Source organism: Pararhodobacter marinus (assembly GCF_003122215.1).
GTDB classification, from domain to species: Bacteria; Pseudomonadota; Alphaproteobacteria; order Rhodobacterales; family Rhodobacteraceae; genus Pararhodobacter; species Pararhodobacter marinus.
The window spans coordinates 177,863-192,285 of the sequence record NZ_QEYD01000008.1 but is presented as its reverse complement, the minus strand read 5'-3'; the positions used below and the strand labels follow the sequence as shown (position 1 = coordinate 192,285).

Annotated in this window: 11 protein-coding genes; 1 reads left to right on the top strand and 10 read right to left on the bottom strand. The window is 69.5% G+C overall.

The window, feature by feature from the left end:
- Positions 1–23: 23 nt before the first annotated feature.
- From recQ to rpsD, 8 genes are all read right to left on the bottom strand, one after another.
- Positions 24–2,087: a DNA helicase RecQ gene (recQ, locus tag C4N9_RS14380; RefSeq protein ID WP_109534088.1), complete on the bottom strand. Its 2,064-nt coding sequence runs from the start codon at positions 2,085–2,087 to the stop codon at positions 24–26.
- Between the two features lie 27 nt (positions 2,088–2,114).
- On the bottom strand, positions 2,115–2,402 hold the full coding sequence (locus C4N9_RS14375) for a YggT family protein (protein ID WP_109534022.1): 288 nt from the start codon (positions 2,400–2,402) through the stop codon (positions 2,115–2,117).
- A 102-nt stretch (positions 2,403–2,504) separates the two neighbouring features.
- Positions 2,505–4,769 (bottom strand): response regulator, encoded by a 2,265-nt coding sequence (locus C4N9_RS14370; protein WP_109534021.1) that lies wholly within the window; start codon positions 4,767–4,769, stop codon positions 2,505–2,507.
- A gap of 132 nt (positions 4,770–4,901) precedes the next feature.
- Positions 4,902–6,077 carry an acetyl-CoA C-acyltransferase family protein gene (locus C4N9_RS14365; protein ID WP_109534020.1) on the bottom strand — a complete coding sequence of 392 codons (1,176 nt, stop codon included), beginning with the start codon at positions 6,075–6,077 and terminating at the stop codon, positions 4,902–4,904.
- A 106-nt stretch (positions 6,078–6,183) separates the two neighbouring features.
- Positions 6,184–7,356: an extensin-like domain-containing protein gene (locus tag C4N9_RS14360; RefSeq protein ID WP_109534019.1), complete on the bottom strand. Its 1,173-nt coding sequence runs from the start codon at positions 7,354–7,356 to the stop codon at positions 6,184–6,186.
- 4 nt (positions 7,357–7,360) lie between these two features.
- The gene (locus tag C4N9_RS14355) at positions 7,361–8,278 is read right to left on the bottom strand and encodes a prephenate/arogenate dehydrogenase family protein (protein WP_109534018.1); all 918 of its coding nucleotides are present in this window, start codon (positions 8,276–8,278) and stop codon (positions 7,361–7,363) included.
- On the bottom strand, positions 8,278–9,375 hold the full coding sequence (gene hisC / locus C4N9_RS14350) for a histidinol-phosphate transaminase (protein ID WP_425440802.1): 1,098 nt from the start codon (positions 9,373–9,375) through the stop codon (positions 8,278–8,280). Before hisC ends, C4N9_RS14355 begins: the two co-directional genes overlap by 1 nt.
- Before the next feature lie 203 nt (positions 9,376–9,578).
- Positions 9,579–10,199: a 30S ribosomal protein S4 gene (gene rpsD, locus C4N9_RS14345; RefSeq protein ID WP_109534017.1), complete on the bottom strand. Its 621-nt coding sequence runs from the start codon at positions 10,197–10,199 to the stop codon at positions 9,579–9,581.
- 479 nt (positions 10,200–10,678) lie between these two features.
- On the opposite strand from rpsD, the gene C4N9_RS14340 reads away from it, so the two are divergent.
- Positions 10,679–10,993 carry a tryptophan synthase subunit beta gene (locus C4N9_RS14340; RefSeq protein ID WP_210404042.1) on the top strand — a complete coding sequence of 105 codons (315 nt, stop codon included), beginning with the start codon at positions 10,679–10,681 and terminating at the stop codon, positions 10,991–10,993.
- Between the two features lies 1 nt (position 10,994).
- On the opposite strand, the gene C4N9_RS14335 is transcribed toward C4N9_RS14340, so the two are convergent.
- Both C4N9_RS14335 and C4N9_RS14330 read right to left on the bottom strand, forming a co-directional pair.
- A complete protein-coding gene (locus C4N9_RS14335; RefSeq protein ID WP_109534016.1) occupies positions 10,995–12,116 on the bottom strand; it encodes a Hint domain-containing protein in 1,122 nt (373 codons plus the stop codon).
- Positions 12,117–12,252: 136 nt separating this feature from the next.
- Entirely contained in the window at positions 12,253–14,358 is a 2,106-nt protein-coding gene (locus C4N9_RS14330; protein ID WP_245902567.1) for a ComEC/Rec2 family competence protein, read from the bottom strand.
- Positions 14,359–14,423: the final 65 nt, after the last annotated feature.

The following is a 14,423-nucleotide window of genomic DNA, read 5'->3' as shown; positions in this document are numbered from 1 at the left end:
CCCCACGATCGGGCGCCCCGCGGTCAGTCGTCCAGCAGGATATCCAGAAAGGCCTCACCGAAACGCTCGGTCCGCGCGGCGCCCATGCCGGGCAGGCGCTCGATCTCGGGCAGGCTGCGCGGGCGGCGCTCGGCCAGCGTCTTGAGCGTATTGTTCGAGCACGACATCGGCTTTTCCGTCCCGTCCGCCCCGCGCGCCAGATCGGCCTGCGCCTGCAGCAGCCGGTCGAAAACCGCGCCCGCGTCGCGCCCGGCCAGCTTGCGGCGCATCGGGTGCTGGTCGGCCACCGTGGCGCCGGTGATGATTTCCAGAAAGGCCGCGCCGTAACGTTCGAGCTTGGTGGCCCCGACCCCCGAGATCCGCGCGAAATCATCAAGGGTCTGCGGCCGTGTCTCGGCCATCTCGATCAGCGACCGGTCGTTGAAGATCACGTAGGGCGGCATCCCCGCCGCATCGGCCAGCGCGCGACGCTTGGCTTTCAGCGCCGACAGAAGCGGGGCATCCTCGTCCGAGACCAGCGCGCGCGGTTCGGCGCGGGTTGCCACGCGCTGCACACTGTCGGCGCGGAAGGTAAGGCTGGCCTCCCCCCTGAGGACCGGGCGCGCATCCTCGGTCATGCGCAGCGCGCCGTGACGCTCGGCATCGGGGCGCACCAGGTCGCGGCCCATCATCTGCCGGAATACCCCCTGCCAGGCCGATTTCGACAGATCCCGCCCGACGCCGAACGTGGGCAGGCCGTCATGGCCACGCTGGGTGATCTTCGGCGTGACATGGCCGGTCAGGATGTCGATCAGATGGCCGGTGCCGAAGCTCTCGCCGGTGCGCAGCATGGCCGACAGCGCCTTGCGCACGGCTTCGGTCGCGTCGAAGGTCTTGACCGGGCTGGCGCAGAGATCGCAATTGCCGCAGGGCTCGCTCACCTCGCCGAAATAGGCCAGCAGCATCCGGCGCCGGCAGGACGTGGCCTCGGCCAGTCCCAAGAGCGTGTTCAGCCTTGCGTGATCGGCCTCACGCCGTTCGGGCGGGGCGTTGGATTCGTCGATCTGCGCGCGGCGCAGGCGGATATCGTCCTGCCCGTAAAGCGTCAGCGTGTCGGCGGCCAGCCCGTCGCGCCCGGCGCGGCCGATCTCCTGGTAATAGGCCTCGATGGATTTGGGCAAATCGGCATGGGCGACCCAGCGCACATCGGGCTTGTCGACCCCCATGCCGAAGGCGACGGTGGCGCAGACAATCAGCCCCTCTTCGACCTGAAACTGGGTTTCGACCTTGCGCCGTTCCCAGTCTTCCATCCCGCCGTGATAGGCGCAGGCATTGTGCCCGGCCTCTTGCAGCGCGCGCGCCAGCGTTTCGGTCCGCGCGCGGGTGGCGCAATAAACGATGCCCGACTGACCTTTGCGCGCGGCGGCGAAGGCCATGATCTGCTTGCGCGGATTGTCCTTGGCGGCAAAGGCCAGCCGGATATTGGGCCGGTCGAAGCCGCGCAGAAAGGTCTCGGGCGCGCCGTAGTCGAACAGCCGGTGCACGATCTCGTCGCGGGTGGCGGCGTCGGCCGTGGCGGTGAAGGCGGCGAGCGGCACGCCCAGCATGCGCCGCAGCTCGCCGATGCGCAGGTAATCGGGGCGGAAATCGTGGCCCCACTGGCTGACGCAATGCGCCTCGTCCACCGCGATCAGCCGGCAATTCGAGCGCCGCAACAGGTTGGTCGCAGCGGATGAGGCCAGCCGTTCGGGCGCGATATAGAGCAGCTTGAGCCGCTGCTCTTCCAGCGCGTCGAAGATCGCGTCGTTTTCGTCCTGGCTGTTGCCCGAGGTCAGCGCAGCGGCCGCGACGCCCGCCTCCTGCAGCCCGCGCACCTGATCGCGCATCAGCGCGATCAGCGGCGAGATGACCACGGTCAGCCCCTCGCGCACCAGGGCGGGCAGCTGATAACACAGCGATTTGCCGCCGCCGGTGGGCATGATGGCCAGCACGTCGCTGCCCGCGATGACCGCGTCGACGATTTCCTCCTGACCCGGGCGGAAGGCGGAAAAGCCGAAGACCCGCGCCAGGATCTGCGCGGGATCGGCCGGCGGCGCGCCCCGGTCCAGTTCAGAGGAGGACGGCGCGCTCACGGATCAGAAGGGCGCTACGAAATTGTTGTAGAGCACGATGCGCAGCGCATAGATCGCCAGAAGCAGGATCAGCGGCGCCAGGTCCAGCCCGCCCATATCCGGCAGGAAGGCGCGGATGCGACGATAAATCGGGTCGAGGATACGGTTCAGCCCGTCCCAGATCTGCGCGACCAGCGGCTGGCGCAGGTTGAGAACCTGAAAATTGATCAGCCAGCTCATGATGACGTGGACGATGACGATCCACCAGATCACGTTGAGGATCATGAACAGGATCTGGATCAGGGAAACCATGGGGTCCTCATTTGTAAGCTGTCTTCTCAGGTAAGGCCTGCCCGCGCGCTGCGCAACCCTTCGGGGGCCGGGATGCGTCACCGTGAATCATCGGTGCCGGTATCACCCCTGCGTCACGGGATCGGCCCCGCCCTGCGGCGCGCGCGTGCCCTCTGGGCGGTAGCGGTCGATGACATCCAGAAGAAGCGGCTTTTTCAGCGGCTTCGTCAGCACATGGTCCAGCCCGGCGGCGAGAATCTCGTCCTCGTCGCCGGCCATGGCGTGGGCGGTCAGCGCGACGATCGGCACCTGCGCGCCGCCCGGCATCTGGCGGATCGCCCGGGTCGCGCTGCGCCCGTCCATGCCGGGCATCGAGATATCCATGAAGATCAGGTCGGGTTTGGTGTCGCGAAACGCGGCGACCGCCTGTTCGCCGTCCTCGGCAAAGGTCAGCTCGATCGCCAGCCCGTCGACCATCCGCGAAAAGACCAGCCGGTTGGTTTTGTTATCTTCCGCCGCGAGGATGCGCATGCAGCGCGCGCCGGTTTGGCACTTGGGCGCCGGGCGTCCGGTTTCTGGCGCTGTCGGCATATCGGGGGCAGCGATTATATCGGGGTCGGGCGCATCGGTGGCGTCGGGGTCGGACAGGCGCGCAAGCTGGTGCCGCAGGTCGTGGCGCAGGACGGGCTTTTGCAACACCGCGCGCACCTGGCTGAGCGCGGGCTCCCCGCGCAGGGCCGCCGGGTTGGCGCTGAGCAGGATCAACGGCACGTCATGCCCCGCCTCGTGTAGCGCGCGCGCCAGATCCAGCCCCGATTGCCCGGCCAGTTCGGCATCCGCAAGGACCAGGTCGACGCCGCGCCCGCGCACCGCCTGCAGGAGAGCCAGCGCCTGCTGCGCGGTATCGCAAGGCGTCACTTCAAGCCCCTGCCCCTGCAATTGCCGCTCAAGGATCGCACGGCCCAAGGGATGCGGATCGACCAGCACGACATGCCGCAGCGACGGCGCCAGAGGCCCGGACGCGTCCGCATCCCCGATGCAGGGCAGCGTGAGCGAGAAGGCAAAGGACGAGCCCTTGCCCGGCTCGCTTTCAAGCCAGATCTCGCCCCCCATCAGGGCGATCAGCCGCCGCGTGATCGCCAGCCCCAGCCCGGTGCCTTCGAACTTGCGGCTCGACTGGTCGTCGACCTGCGCGAATTCCGAAAAGATCCGCGTGGTATGTTCAGGGGCAATGCCGATGCCCGTATCCTCGACCGTGACGGTCAGGGTGCGCCGGCCCGCGGACGGTTCCACGCCGGTGACGCGGATCAGCACATGCCCGGCCTCGGTGAATTTCACCGCATTTCCGATCAGGTTGGTCAGCACCTGCCGCATCCGCCCGGGATCGGCCCGGTAGCGGCGGGGCAAGGACAGGTCGTAATCCAGCAAAAGCGCGATGTCGCGGTTGCGCGCGCCGGCCTGCAGAAGGATCAGCACTTCGTGGATGCAGCGCTCCAGGTCGAAAGGTTCGGGGTGCAGGACCAGCTTGTCCGCCTCGATCTTCGAGTAATCGAGCACGTCGTTGATGATGTTGAGCAGCGCCTCACCCGAAGAGCGGATCGTGTCGGCGTAAAGCTTCTGTTCGGACGACAGCGGCGTGTCGCAAAGCAATTCCGCCATGCCGACCACGCCGTTCATGGGCGTGCGGATTTCATGGCTCATATTGGCCAGAAAGGCCGATTTCGCGCGGTTGGCCGCTTCCGCGCGTTCGCGTGCCTCTTCCAGCTCGGCGGCGTGGCGCTGCTGATCGGTGATGTCGCGCACGAGGCTGACGATATCCCCACCCCGTGCCCGCCGGTCGTGAATACGGGCGATGTCGCCGCGCGCGAAGAACAGCGTCACCGGCTCGATCCGGTCAACATCCCAGCGCGCGACCATGGCGTCGATCCAGGCCTCGCGCGGCTCGTCGCCCGGCAGCACGCGCTCTTCATGCGCGAGGATCTCGACCAGCCGGCGATAGGTGATGCCGATCTGCACCTCGGGGATGCCCGAGAACACGCCCAGATAGGCTTGGTTGGCGATCACCAGCTCCTGACGGGCGTTGAACACGGCGAAACCGTCGCGGATCGTGTTGATGGAATCCCACAGCCGCCGCTCGGCCTGCGTGGCGCTGCGCTGCGCGGTTTCGGTCTCTGCGCGTGCGCGCAACTGGATGCTTTCCAGCGCGGCGGCGTGCAGCGCTTCGTCCAGCGCGCTGGTCCGGCCCTGCCGGCGCAGCTGCGCCATCTCGCTGCGCAGGGCGTCGATCTGCGCCAGCGCCGCGTCGCGTTCGCGCTGGCAGAAATCGAGCCGTCGCTCTGCCGTCAGCCGCAAGCGGCGTTCCTGCGTGAGCTTGTCGAACAACGTCATCGGCGGCGGCTACCCTGGAACTGACCGGGCCGCCCGACGCCCGAAGACGCCCGGCGGCCCGCCCAGAATTGCCGCTATCGGTGAAGACGCCCTTAACCGGGGCGCGAAAACCGCGCCCCGCGGCGTTGAGTCTCAGAGCCGTTCGATGGCCAGCGCGATGCCCTGGCCGCCGCCGATGCACATGGTGATCAGGCCATAGCGGCCGCCCGTCCGCTCGAGTTCATACATCGCCTTCACGGTGACGATGGCGCCGGTCGCGCCGACCGGGTGGCCCAGCGCGATGGCGCCGCCATTGGGGTTCACCTTGGCCGGGTCCAGGCCCAGCCCCTTGTTCACCGCCAGCGCCTGCGCCGCGAAGGCCTCGTTCGATTCGATCACGTCGAAATCCGACACGCTCAGCCCGGTACGCTCGCACAGCTGCTCGACCGCCGGGATCGGGCCGATGCCCATCACCTCGGGACGCACGCCCGCGACGGCATAGCCCACGATCCGCGCGCGGGGCTTCAGGCCCGCCGCCTCGGCCGCGTCGCGCCGCGCCAGAACCAGCGCCGCCGCACCGTCATTGATGCCCGAGGCATTGCCCGCCGTGACCGAGCCGTCCTTCTTGAAGGCGGGTTTCAGCGCGGCCAGCTTTTCAAGGCTGGTCTCCTTGGGGTGCTCGTCGGTGTCGAAGACGATCTCGCCCTTGCGGCCCTTCATCACGATCGGCACGATCTGATCCTTGAACCGGCCCTCGGCAATGGCGCGCGCTGCGCGCTGCTGGCTTTCCAGCGCGAAGGCATCCTGCGCCTCGCGGCTGATGTCATGCTCGTCCGAGACATTCTCGGCGGTGACGCCCATATGGCCGGTGCCGAAGGGACAGGTCAGCGCGCCCAGCATCATGTCCAGGAAGGTGGCATCGCCCATCTTGTGGCCGAACCGCGCGGCGGGCACCGAATAGGGCGCGTTGCTCATCGATTCCGCGCCGCCCGCCAGGCCGAACTCTGCGTCGCCCAGAGCCAGCGCCTGCAGGGTCGAGACGATGGCCTGCGCACCCGATCCGCACAGCCGGTTCACGTTCATCGCGGGGGTCGTATCGGGGATGCCCGCCCCCATCGCCGCGACGCGCGACAGATAGGCGTCGCGCGGCACGGTGTTGATGACATGGCCGAAGACCACGGTGCCGATCTTCGCGGGCTCGATCCCGGCGCGCTCGATCGCCGCCTTGGCCACGGTCGTGGCCAGATCCGCCACCGGAAGCCCCGACAGGCTGCCGCCGAACGTGCCGATCGGGCTGCGCGCGCCGCTGAGAATGACGATATCGTCCATATCCGTCCCTTTCACTGAAGTCCTCGCCCTCTCTATACCCCCCCGCCCCGAGGGGGGAAAAGCGCCCTTCGGGGAAGTCACGCAGCGTTAGAGTGGCCGCAGGCCGTCAGCGGCAATAGGTGCCGCCGCCCCGGTGCTGGGCCAGGTCGAAATGGAAATGGTCCTGATGGAACCGGTCCGAATCGGGGCTGAGCGTGGTGCGGAAGATGCCGCAGGCCGCCTCGTACATCCGCCGGAGCGAGCGCGAATGCCGCCCGCGCCGGTAATCGTCGAGCACGCTGACCGTCTCGCCGTCGCGCAGCTGATAACCGGCCACGTCGATGGCACGGCCCCGCCCGTGTTCGGAAATCCGCGCGCCCCGCTGGCTGTTGCGGGTGCGGCAGGAATAATGCCCGATCACCCGGATCTGCGCGATGCCGCCGCCCGTGCGCCCGACGGTCGGGATCATTTCCGTGCGCACCCAGCGCTCGAAAGCGCGCGCGGTGTCGCAATCCATCGTCGCGGCCAGCGACAAAGGGATGCCCTGCACATTGGTCACGCTGACGGGCTCGGTCACGCCGCACCCCTGCGTGCGGCTGCGGATCCGGTCCAGAACCCGGCCTTCGAGCCCCGGCGTGCCGCACAGATTGCCCCGCACTCCCCCGCCCGAGGCCCGCGCCAGCGTGGGCGTCGTCGAGGGGGCCTCGCTCCGTGCCGGGCTGGGCGCGCGCCGCAAGGCCAGCGCGGCGAACCGCTCGCGCACGAGGGGCGAGGCAGGCCGGGGCACCAGGCTGCGCGCCACGGCAAGCGGGCTGACCGGCCTGTCCGAGGCCGCCAGCGCAGCCGCCGAGGCCCGCGCCTCGGCCCGTTCAGCGGCGATGCGGCGCGCTTCCTCGCGCGCGGCGGCGATGCGGGCGGCCTCGGCCTCCTGCCGCGCGCGAAACGCGGCCATCTCGGCCTCGGCGGCTTCGCTGATCACCACGCCGCCCGCGCCCCCGGCAACGGCTGCCATCGCCTCGGCGGCGGCGCGGTCGCTTGCCGCGCTCAGCGCCTCTGCCTGCCGGGCGGCCTGCGCCGCGCTGTCCGAAGCCGCCCGCGCCCGGGCCGCCGCCGCGGCGCGCGCCGCTTCCTGCGCGGCGGCTTCGGCGATGGTCAGCCGCACAGCGCCCCCCAATGTGCCGGGTCGGGCGCGCGGAAAAAGCGAGCTGTCGGGCGCTTCGGCGCGCAAGGGTTGCGTCCCGCCCGCCAGCGGCAGCGCCCCCAGCGCGGCCACCAGCAGACACAGACGCAGCCGCCGCATCCGCTCAGTCCTTCCGCGCGCGACCGAAATCGGGCGCGTCGGTATCCTGCCCGGCTTCGATGATCCCGCGCCGGATTGCCCGCGTGCGCGTGAAATACTCGTACAGGTGGTCGCCGTCCCCCATCCGGATGGCGCGCTGCAGGACGAAAAGCTCTTCGGTGAAGCGGCCCAGAATATCCAGCGTCGCCTCCTTGTTGGTCAGGAACACGTCGCGCCACATCGTCGGGTCCGACGCGGCGATCCGCGTGAAATCGCGAAACCCCGAGGCCGAATACTTGATGACCTCGGATTGCGAAACGCGCCGCAGGTGATCCGCCACCCCCACCATCGTATAGGCGATCAGGTGCGGCGTGTGCGACACGACCGCCAGAACCAGATCATGATGGCCGGGCTCCATCTCGTCAACCTGTGCGCCGACGCCCTCGAACAGCCGACGCAGACGCGCCGTCGCGGCCTCATCGGCCCCGTCGAGCGGCGTGATCAGCCACCAGCGGTTTTCAAAGAGCGTGGCGAAACCCGAATAGGGGCCGGAATGCTCGGTCCCCGCGAGCGGGTGCGAGGGGATGAAATGCACGCCATCGGGCAGATGCGGGCCGACCGCGTCGATCACCGCCTGCTTGACCGAGCCCACATCCGTGACGGTGGCCCCCGGTGCCAGATGCGGCGCGATTTCCTCGGCCACCGCGCCCATCGCCCCCACCGGCACGGCCAGCACGACCAGATCGGCGCCCTTCACGGCCTCGGCGGCGCTGTCATGCACGCTGTCGACAAAGCCGATCTCGGCCGCCGCCCGGCGCGTCTCGGCCGAGCGCGCGAAGCCCGCGACATGACCCGCCAGCTTGTGACGCTTCATCGCATGCGCCATCGAGCCCGCGATCAGGCCCAGCCCGATCAGCGCGACGCGCTCAAAGACCTGTGCCATCAGCGCACCCCCTTGAACGCGGCCAGCACGCCGAGGATCCGGCGGCAGGCGGCTTCGTCGCCCACGGTGATGCGCAGGCACTCGGGCAGCTTGTAGCCCGCCACCTTGCGCACGAGGATCCCGTCCTCTTTCAGCGCCGCATCCGCCGCATCCGCCTCGTCCGGCGTGTCGAAGCGGGCCAGCACGAAATTGGCGAAGCTCTCGTCGCAGGCGATGCCCATCTGCACCAACCCGTTGCGCAGGAAATCGCGCCAGCGCGCGTTCTCGGCCGCGCACCAGCGGGTGTATTCGACATCCCGCACCGCCGCTTCCGCCGCCGCCATCTGCCCGAGGCTGAGGTTGAAAGGCTGGCGCACGCGATTGAGCACGTCGATGATCTCGCGCCGCGCATAGCCCCAGCCGATCCGCAGACCGCCCAGCCCGTGGATCTTCGAGAAGGTGCGCGTCATCACAACGTTGGGAAAGTCCTCGACCAGCGATACGCCGCCGTCGTAATCCCCGGCGAATTCCGCATAGGCGCCGTCCAGCACCAGGATCACGCCCATGGGCAACGCCCCGGCGAGGCGCCGCAATTCGGCCCCGGGCACCATCGTGCCGGTCGGGTTGGCCGGATTGGCGATGAACACGATCTTCGTGCGCGCCGTGACCGCCGCCAGGATCTTGTCCACATCGACCCGGCGGTCGGTCTCGGCCACCTCGACCGGCACCGCACCCGCCGCATGGGCCAGGATCGGGTACATCGAGAACCCGTGCTCGGTGGTGATGCATTCATCGCCCGGCCCGGCGAAGCTCTGGGTGATGAATTGCAACACCTCGTCCGAGCCGACGCCGCAGATGATGCGGTCGGGATCGAGCCCGTGCACCGCGCCGATCGCCGCGCGCAACTCGGCATGATCGGTCGAGGGATAGCGATGCAGCGTCGCGGCGGCTTCGGCATAGGCCGCCTGCGCCTTGGGCGAGGGGCCGTACGGGTTCTCGTTCGAGGACAGTTTCAGCACCTCGGCCTTGCCGGCAAGGCTGCTCTGCCCGCTGACATACAGCGCGATCTCCATGATGCCGGGCTGCGGCCTGATCTGTGGCAGGATCTCGTCGTTCATCGTCTGGTGTCCCTCAACACGCGTGTATCCCGGGGCGGCCCCGGCGGCGCTTCGCCGGTCGATAGGCCGCGCCCCCTGGCTTCATTCTGCCGAAAATACTCTCTTCGGGGGCAACGGCAGCGAAGAGAGCGTGAATGCGAAAAGGGCCACGCCGGTTCCCCGGCGCGGCCCTTCCAAGTGGCAAGACCTCAGCCGTGGCCGGATCAGTTCTTCGCGTAATATTCGACGACGAGGTTCGGTTCCATCTGAACCGCGTAGGGCACATCGCCCAGACCCGGCGTGCGCACGAAGGTCGCGGTCAGCTTGGAATGGTCGACTTCGAGATAATCGGGCACGTCACGCTCGGCCGAGGCGACGGCTTCCAACACCAGCGCCATCTGCTTCGAACGGTCGCGGACGGCGACGACATCGCCTTCCTTGACGCGGTACGACGCGATGTTCACGCGCTTGCCGTTCACGGTCACGTGGCCGTGGTTCACGAACTGGCGGGCGGCAAAGATGGTGGGGACGAACTTGGCGCGGTAGACGACGGCATCCAGGCGGCGCTCGAGCAGGCCGATCAGGTTCTCGCCGGTGTCACCCTTCACCCGGGCGGCTTCGCCGTAGATGCGCTTGAACTGCTTCTCGGTCAGGTCGCCGTAATAGCCCTTCAGCTTCTGCTTGGCGCGCAGCTGGGTGCCGAAATCCGACATCTTGCCCTTGCGGCGCTGACCATGCTGGCCGGGGCCGTATTCACGGCGGTTGACCGGCGACTTGGCGCGGCCCCAGATGTTCTCGCCCATGCGGCGGTCGATCTTGTACTTGGCAGTCGTGCGTTTGGTCACGGCTGATCTCCTTCCTTGTTTTGCGTCCCCGACTTTGTCCGAAAACCGGGTCCCACGTTTCGGGTCTCAGATCGTCCGGTGACGCTCCGTTTCCCCGTGGTCTCCGGCCCCGGCCAGAGCGGGACAGAAGGGCGTTGTCCTTCCCGGGTCTCCCCGGTGACAGGTTTCCCCTTGCGAGGTCCACCAACACCAATGAAAAGCCGGGTCGTGCCAAGAGCAGCAACCCGGACGGCGCGCTTATACAGCCTGCCCCCGCGCTGTCAATGCGCCAATCCGCCCGGATGCAGCGGGCCAGCGGCGCCCCTTCGCCGATAGCGCGCAATTGAGCGGCATTCTCGGTTTCGCGCCCTTGCACGACGGAACAGGATCGCCCACATCGCGTTTTCAGCAGGACACCGCCACAACGCGCGGGTCTGAGGGCGCCGCCCGGCGCGGACCGCAACACAAGGACCGGACCCATTCCCGCCGCAAACCGCGAAATGAACCGCGAGCATCAACGTTTCGAGCGTCAGCTCAACCGCCTCGGGCGCAGCCTGCCGGGCATGGACGGCCCGATGCGAGGCCTCACCGCGCCCGGTCGCGGCTGGCTGCGCGCGCCGATGGCGCTGCTGTTCATCTTCGGCGGGTTTCTGGGGTTTCTGCCGGTGCTGGGATTCTGGATGATCCCGGTGGGCATCGCGCTTCTGGCCATCGACATTCCCGGCATCCGGCCCATCGTCGCGCGGTTCCTGATCCGGCTGCAGGTCAGCTGGCGCTACTGGCGCGCGCGGCTGCCGCGTCCGTTCCGACGCTGAGCTACACCAGCGCGTCGCGCAGGATCCCGGCTTCGCCCCGGCTGAGGCATTGCCGCGCCGGATCGCCGAACCGCGCCAGATCCCCCAGAAGCCCCGGCGCCGCCTGCTCCAGAGAGCGCGCGTGCCATTTCAGCACGCGCGGCTCGGCCAGACCGGGATGGAAACTCTCGCAGGCCACGCCATTGGCGGTGAGGATCTCGTGGCGCGCCAGCATCAGATGGACATAGCGCACGGCGCTGGCGGTAAAATCGCGCCGGATGCCGCGACCATCCTCCAGATCGCCCGCCGCGACCAGCACCTCGTCCGATTGCAGGCAGCCGGGCGCCCGCAGCAGCAGCCGATGCGCGGGCGAGACCAGCAGATCGCCCTTGGGCCGCCCGCCGGGCAGTGCGCCCGAGGCGATGCGCACCGGGCGAAGATGCGGATGCAGGTACAGTTCGGCCCCCGACAGCCGCGTCTCGCCACGCCAGATCACCGGCTGCGCGCCGTTGTCGCGCGTGAGCACCCGCTCGCCGGGCGCCAGGGTCTCGACCGCGCGCGGCCCGTCGGGCGTGGCGATGGCGGTGCCGGGCAGGAAGCAGATCACACCGCTATGCCCCGCCCCGGGCTGCGCCGCCTCTCGGCCCCCGATCCGCGGATCGAGGCTCAGCGCCGCGATCCACAGCGCGGTGTCAGGCGCGGGCAGCATCGGGTGGAAGACGACCAGAAGCCGCCCCGAAACCCGGACCAGCCGCGCCGGATACAGCCGTTCTCCATCGGTGAGCAGCATTGCCTCGGGACGCGGGGCGCCGGGCAGCGTGCCGGCAGGCGTCTCGCCGTCGAACCCTGCCTGCAGCGTGCCGTCCACTGACGGATCGGCCCTGTCGCGGACCGGGTGAAGGGGCATCCCGGCCAGCGCGAGCCGCCGCAACCGGCGCCGCGCGCGGCTGCGGGGATTGGTGCGGTCCTGTGGCCTGGCAAGCCATAAAGCGGCGACCCCGGCATCCAGCCGTTGTGCATCGCCGCGCCAGCGCCACGACATGCCGACCGCAAGCATGTCTGGCGACAGGCCCCATTCCTCGCCGGGCGCGGTCTGCGCCCATTCAACGACATAGACGCCGCTGAAGCCGGATACACTGCTCATTATCTTGCCTGTTTGTTTCCGTAACGCTAACAAACGGCGTTCAGCGTTTCCAGTTTTTCATGCCCGTTGCGCCAGTCACGGCACGGTTGCAGCGGCAAGTGTTGCACGGGGGACTCAGACCGGGCCCCCTGCCCGCTCAGCGTCGCCCGCTCCACGGCCTGCGGCCCGTCAGTGCCTCGGCCGTCACGACGCGGCCATCGGGCCAGAGCGCCATCGCCCCGGTGCGCCCCAGCGCGCGGCGGTCGATCACCCGGCAATCGCCCGGCGGCGGGGCCTCGAGCCGCTGATCCGTCACCACGGTGACGCCGCTGGCGCAATGCGCATCCAGTTGCGCGATGCCGCGTTGCCCGGTCAGATGCACCCATTCCGACCCGCCAAAGGTGAACCGCGCGCCGCCCGGCACCGGCTGCATCCCTGCCCGCGCAGCCGCCACGTCCTGCGACGCGCCGTCGCCATCGGCCTCCAGCCAGTTGCGCGCGACGAAGCCCGCGCCCCGCGCGCGGCTCAGTGCGCGGCCTTCGGGCGTCATCAGGCCGACCAGAGCGCCCTCGCCCTCGATCAGCAGCGGCGGTCTTTCCGACCCGGTCCAGAAGGCCAGCGCCGCCACCGCCACGACGGCGCCCGCATGGCGCGCGCGTCCGGGCCACAGGATCAGCCACAAGGCGCCCAGCGACAAGGCCGGGATCACCCAGAGCGGCGGCGCAGGCACCATCGTCACGGCCCCATCGCGCCCGCCCACGGCATCGGCGACGAACAGGATCCAGCGCGTTCCGAGCTGCATCAGCCAGAGCCCGATCCCGTCCAGCCCCACGGGCCACAGCACCGCCGCCAGCACCGCCGCCGGCATCACCAGCGCGCCCATCAGCGGCACGCTGACGATATTGGCCAGCAGCCCGTAATCGACCACGCGGTGAAATTGCGCGGCGGCATAGGGCGCGGTGGCAAGCCCCGCGACCAGCGAACAGAGGGCAGCGCCCGAAAGCCCCGCCAGGACCCGCCGCCAGCCGCGCGGGCGCGCGGCGCCCGGCCTGCGGTCGCGCAGCCAGCGGAACACCGCAACCAGCGCCACGGTCGCGGCAAAGGACATGTGAAAGCCGACCGATAGCAACGCCTCGGGCCGCAACGCGAGCACGATGACGGCGGCCACCGCGACCGACCGGATCGAAATCGCGCGCCGGTCCACCATCACCGCGATCAGCATCACCGCCGCCATGATGAAGGCGCGCTGTGTCGCCACATTGCCCCCCGACAGCGCCAGATAGGCCAGCCCCGCCGCCAGCGCGCCCAGCGCCGCCAGCTTGCGGATCGGCCAGCGCAGCGCCAGCACCGGGATCAGCGCCATGCCGCCGCGCAGGGCGGCAAAGACCACGCCGGTCAGAAGCCCCATATGCAGCCCGGAAATCGCCAGCAGATGCGCCAGGTTCGAACGGCGCAGATCGTCGAGCGTATCCTGACCGACGCCCGAGCGGTCGCCCGTCAGGATCGCCGCGACAAAGCCCCCCGCCTCGCCCGGAAGCCGCGCGCGGATAGCCTCGGCCAGCCGGTAGCGCAGCCGCGTCAACGCAAGCGCGCGCGCCGGATCCTCGACCGCAAGGACCGGGTTCCGGGTATAGCCCACCGCGCCCAGCCCCTCGAACCAGGCCAGCCTTCGAAACGAGAAACCGCCCGGCTCGACCGGACCGCCGGGCGGGGCCAGAAAGCCGGTCAGCACCACCACGGTGCCGGCAACGGGGTCGAGATCGGGCTCGTCATCGGGTTCCCCGTGGATCGACACCCGCACCCGTTCGGGCACGCGTGCGGGCGGCAGGCCGGGCAACACCACGCGGTCCAGCGTCAGCCGCAGCGCGTCCGAGCCCGAGCGGTCCACCGCAACGATGCGCCCTTCGATCGGTCCATAGCGCGCCCAGCCCAGCACCGGCGCCGCCACAGCCTGCGTGCGAAGCGCCGCCAGCAGCGCGCCCAGCGCCACCAGCGCAAGCGCCCAGATCAGGGGCCGCAGCGCGCCCTCTGCCCGGCAGCCCAGGACCAGCCCCGCCAGCGCCAGCCCCGACAGCAGCGTCAGCCCCCCGCGCGTCGGTTCGGCAGGGGCTGCGAAATACAGCCCGATCCCCAGTCCCAGCGCCACCGGCACGAAGGGAAACAACGTCCCGCGCGCCTGCACGATCGCGTCGGCCGGCAGCGACCAGAGGGCCCTTCGCCGCGAGGGCCCGGCCCCTGCCCGCTTGCGAACCGGGTCGGGCACAAGAGGCCCCTCCTCGTCCTCCAGCGCCGCATGGCTCGACACTTGTTCTCGCCCCTGTCATTGCC

Coding starts and splice junctions, on each gene's coding strand:
- C4N9_RS14375 (WP_109534022.1), bottom strand. CDS start 2,402: ATGGTTTCCCTGATCCAGATCCTGTTCATGATCCTCAACGTGATCTGG.
- C4N9_RS14370 (WP_109534021.1), bottom strand. CDS start 4,769: ATGACGTTGTTCGACAAGCTCACGCAGGAACGCCGCTTGCGGCTGACG.
- C4N9_RS14365 (WP_109534020.1), bottom strand. CDS start 6,077: ATGGACGATATCGTCATTCTCAGCGGCGCGCGCAGCCCGATCGGCACG.
- C4N9_RS14360 (WP_109534019.1), bottom strand. CDS start 7,356: ATGCGGCGGCTGCGTCTGTGTCTGCTGGTGGCCGCGCTGGGGGCGCTG.
- C4N9_RS14355 (WP_109534018.1), bottom strand. CDS start 8,278: ATGGCACAGGTCTTTGAGCGCGTCGCGCTGATCGGGCTGGGCCTGATC.
- hisC (WP_425440802.1), bottom strand. CDS start 9,375: ATGAACGACGAGATCCTGCCACAGATCAGGCCGCAGCCCGGCATCATG.
- C4N9_RS14340 (WP_210404042.1), top strand. CDS start 10,679: ATGAACCGCGAGCATCAACGTTTCGAGCGTCAGCTCAACCGCCTCGGG.
- C4N9_RS14335 (WP_109534016.1), bottom strand. CDS start 12,116: ATGAGCAGTGTATCCGGCTTCAGCGGCGTCTATGTCGTTGAATGGGCG.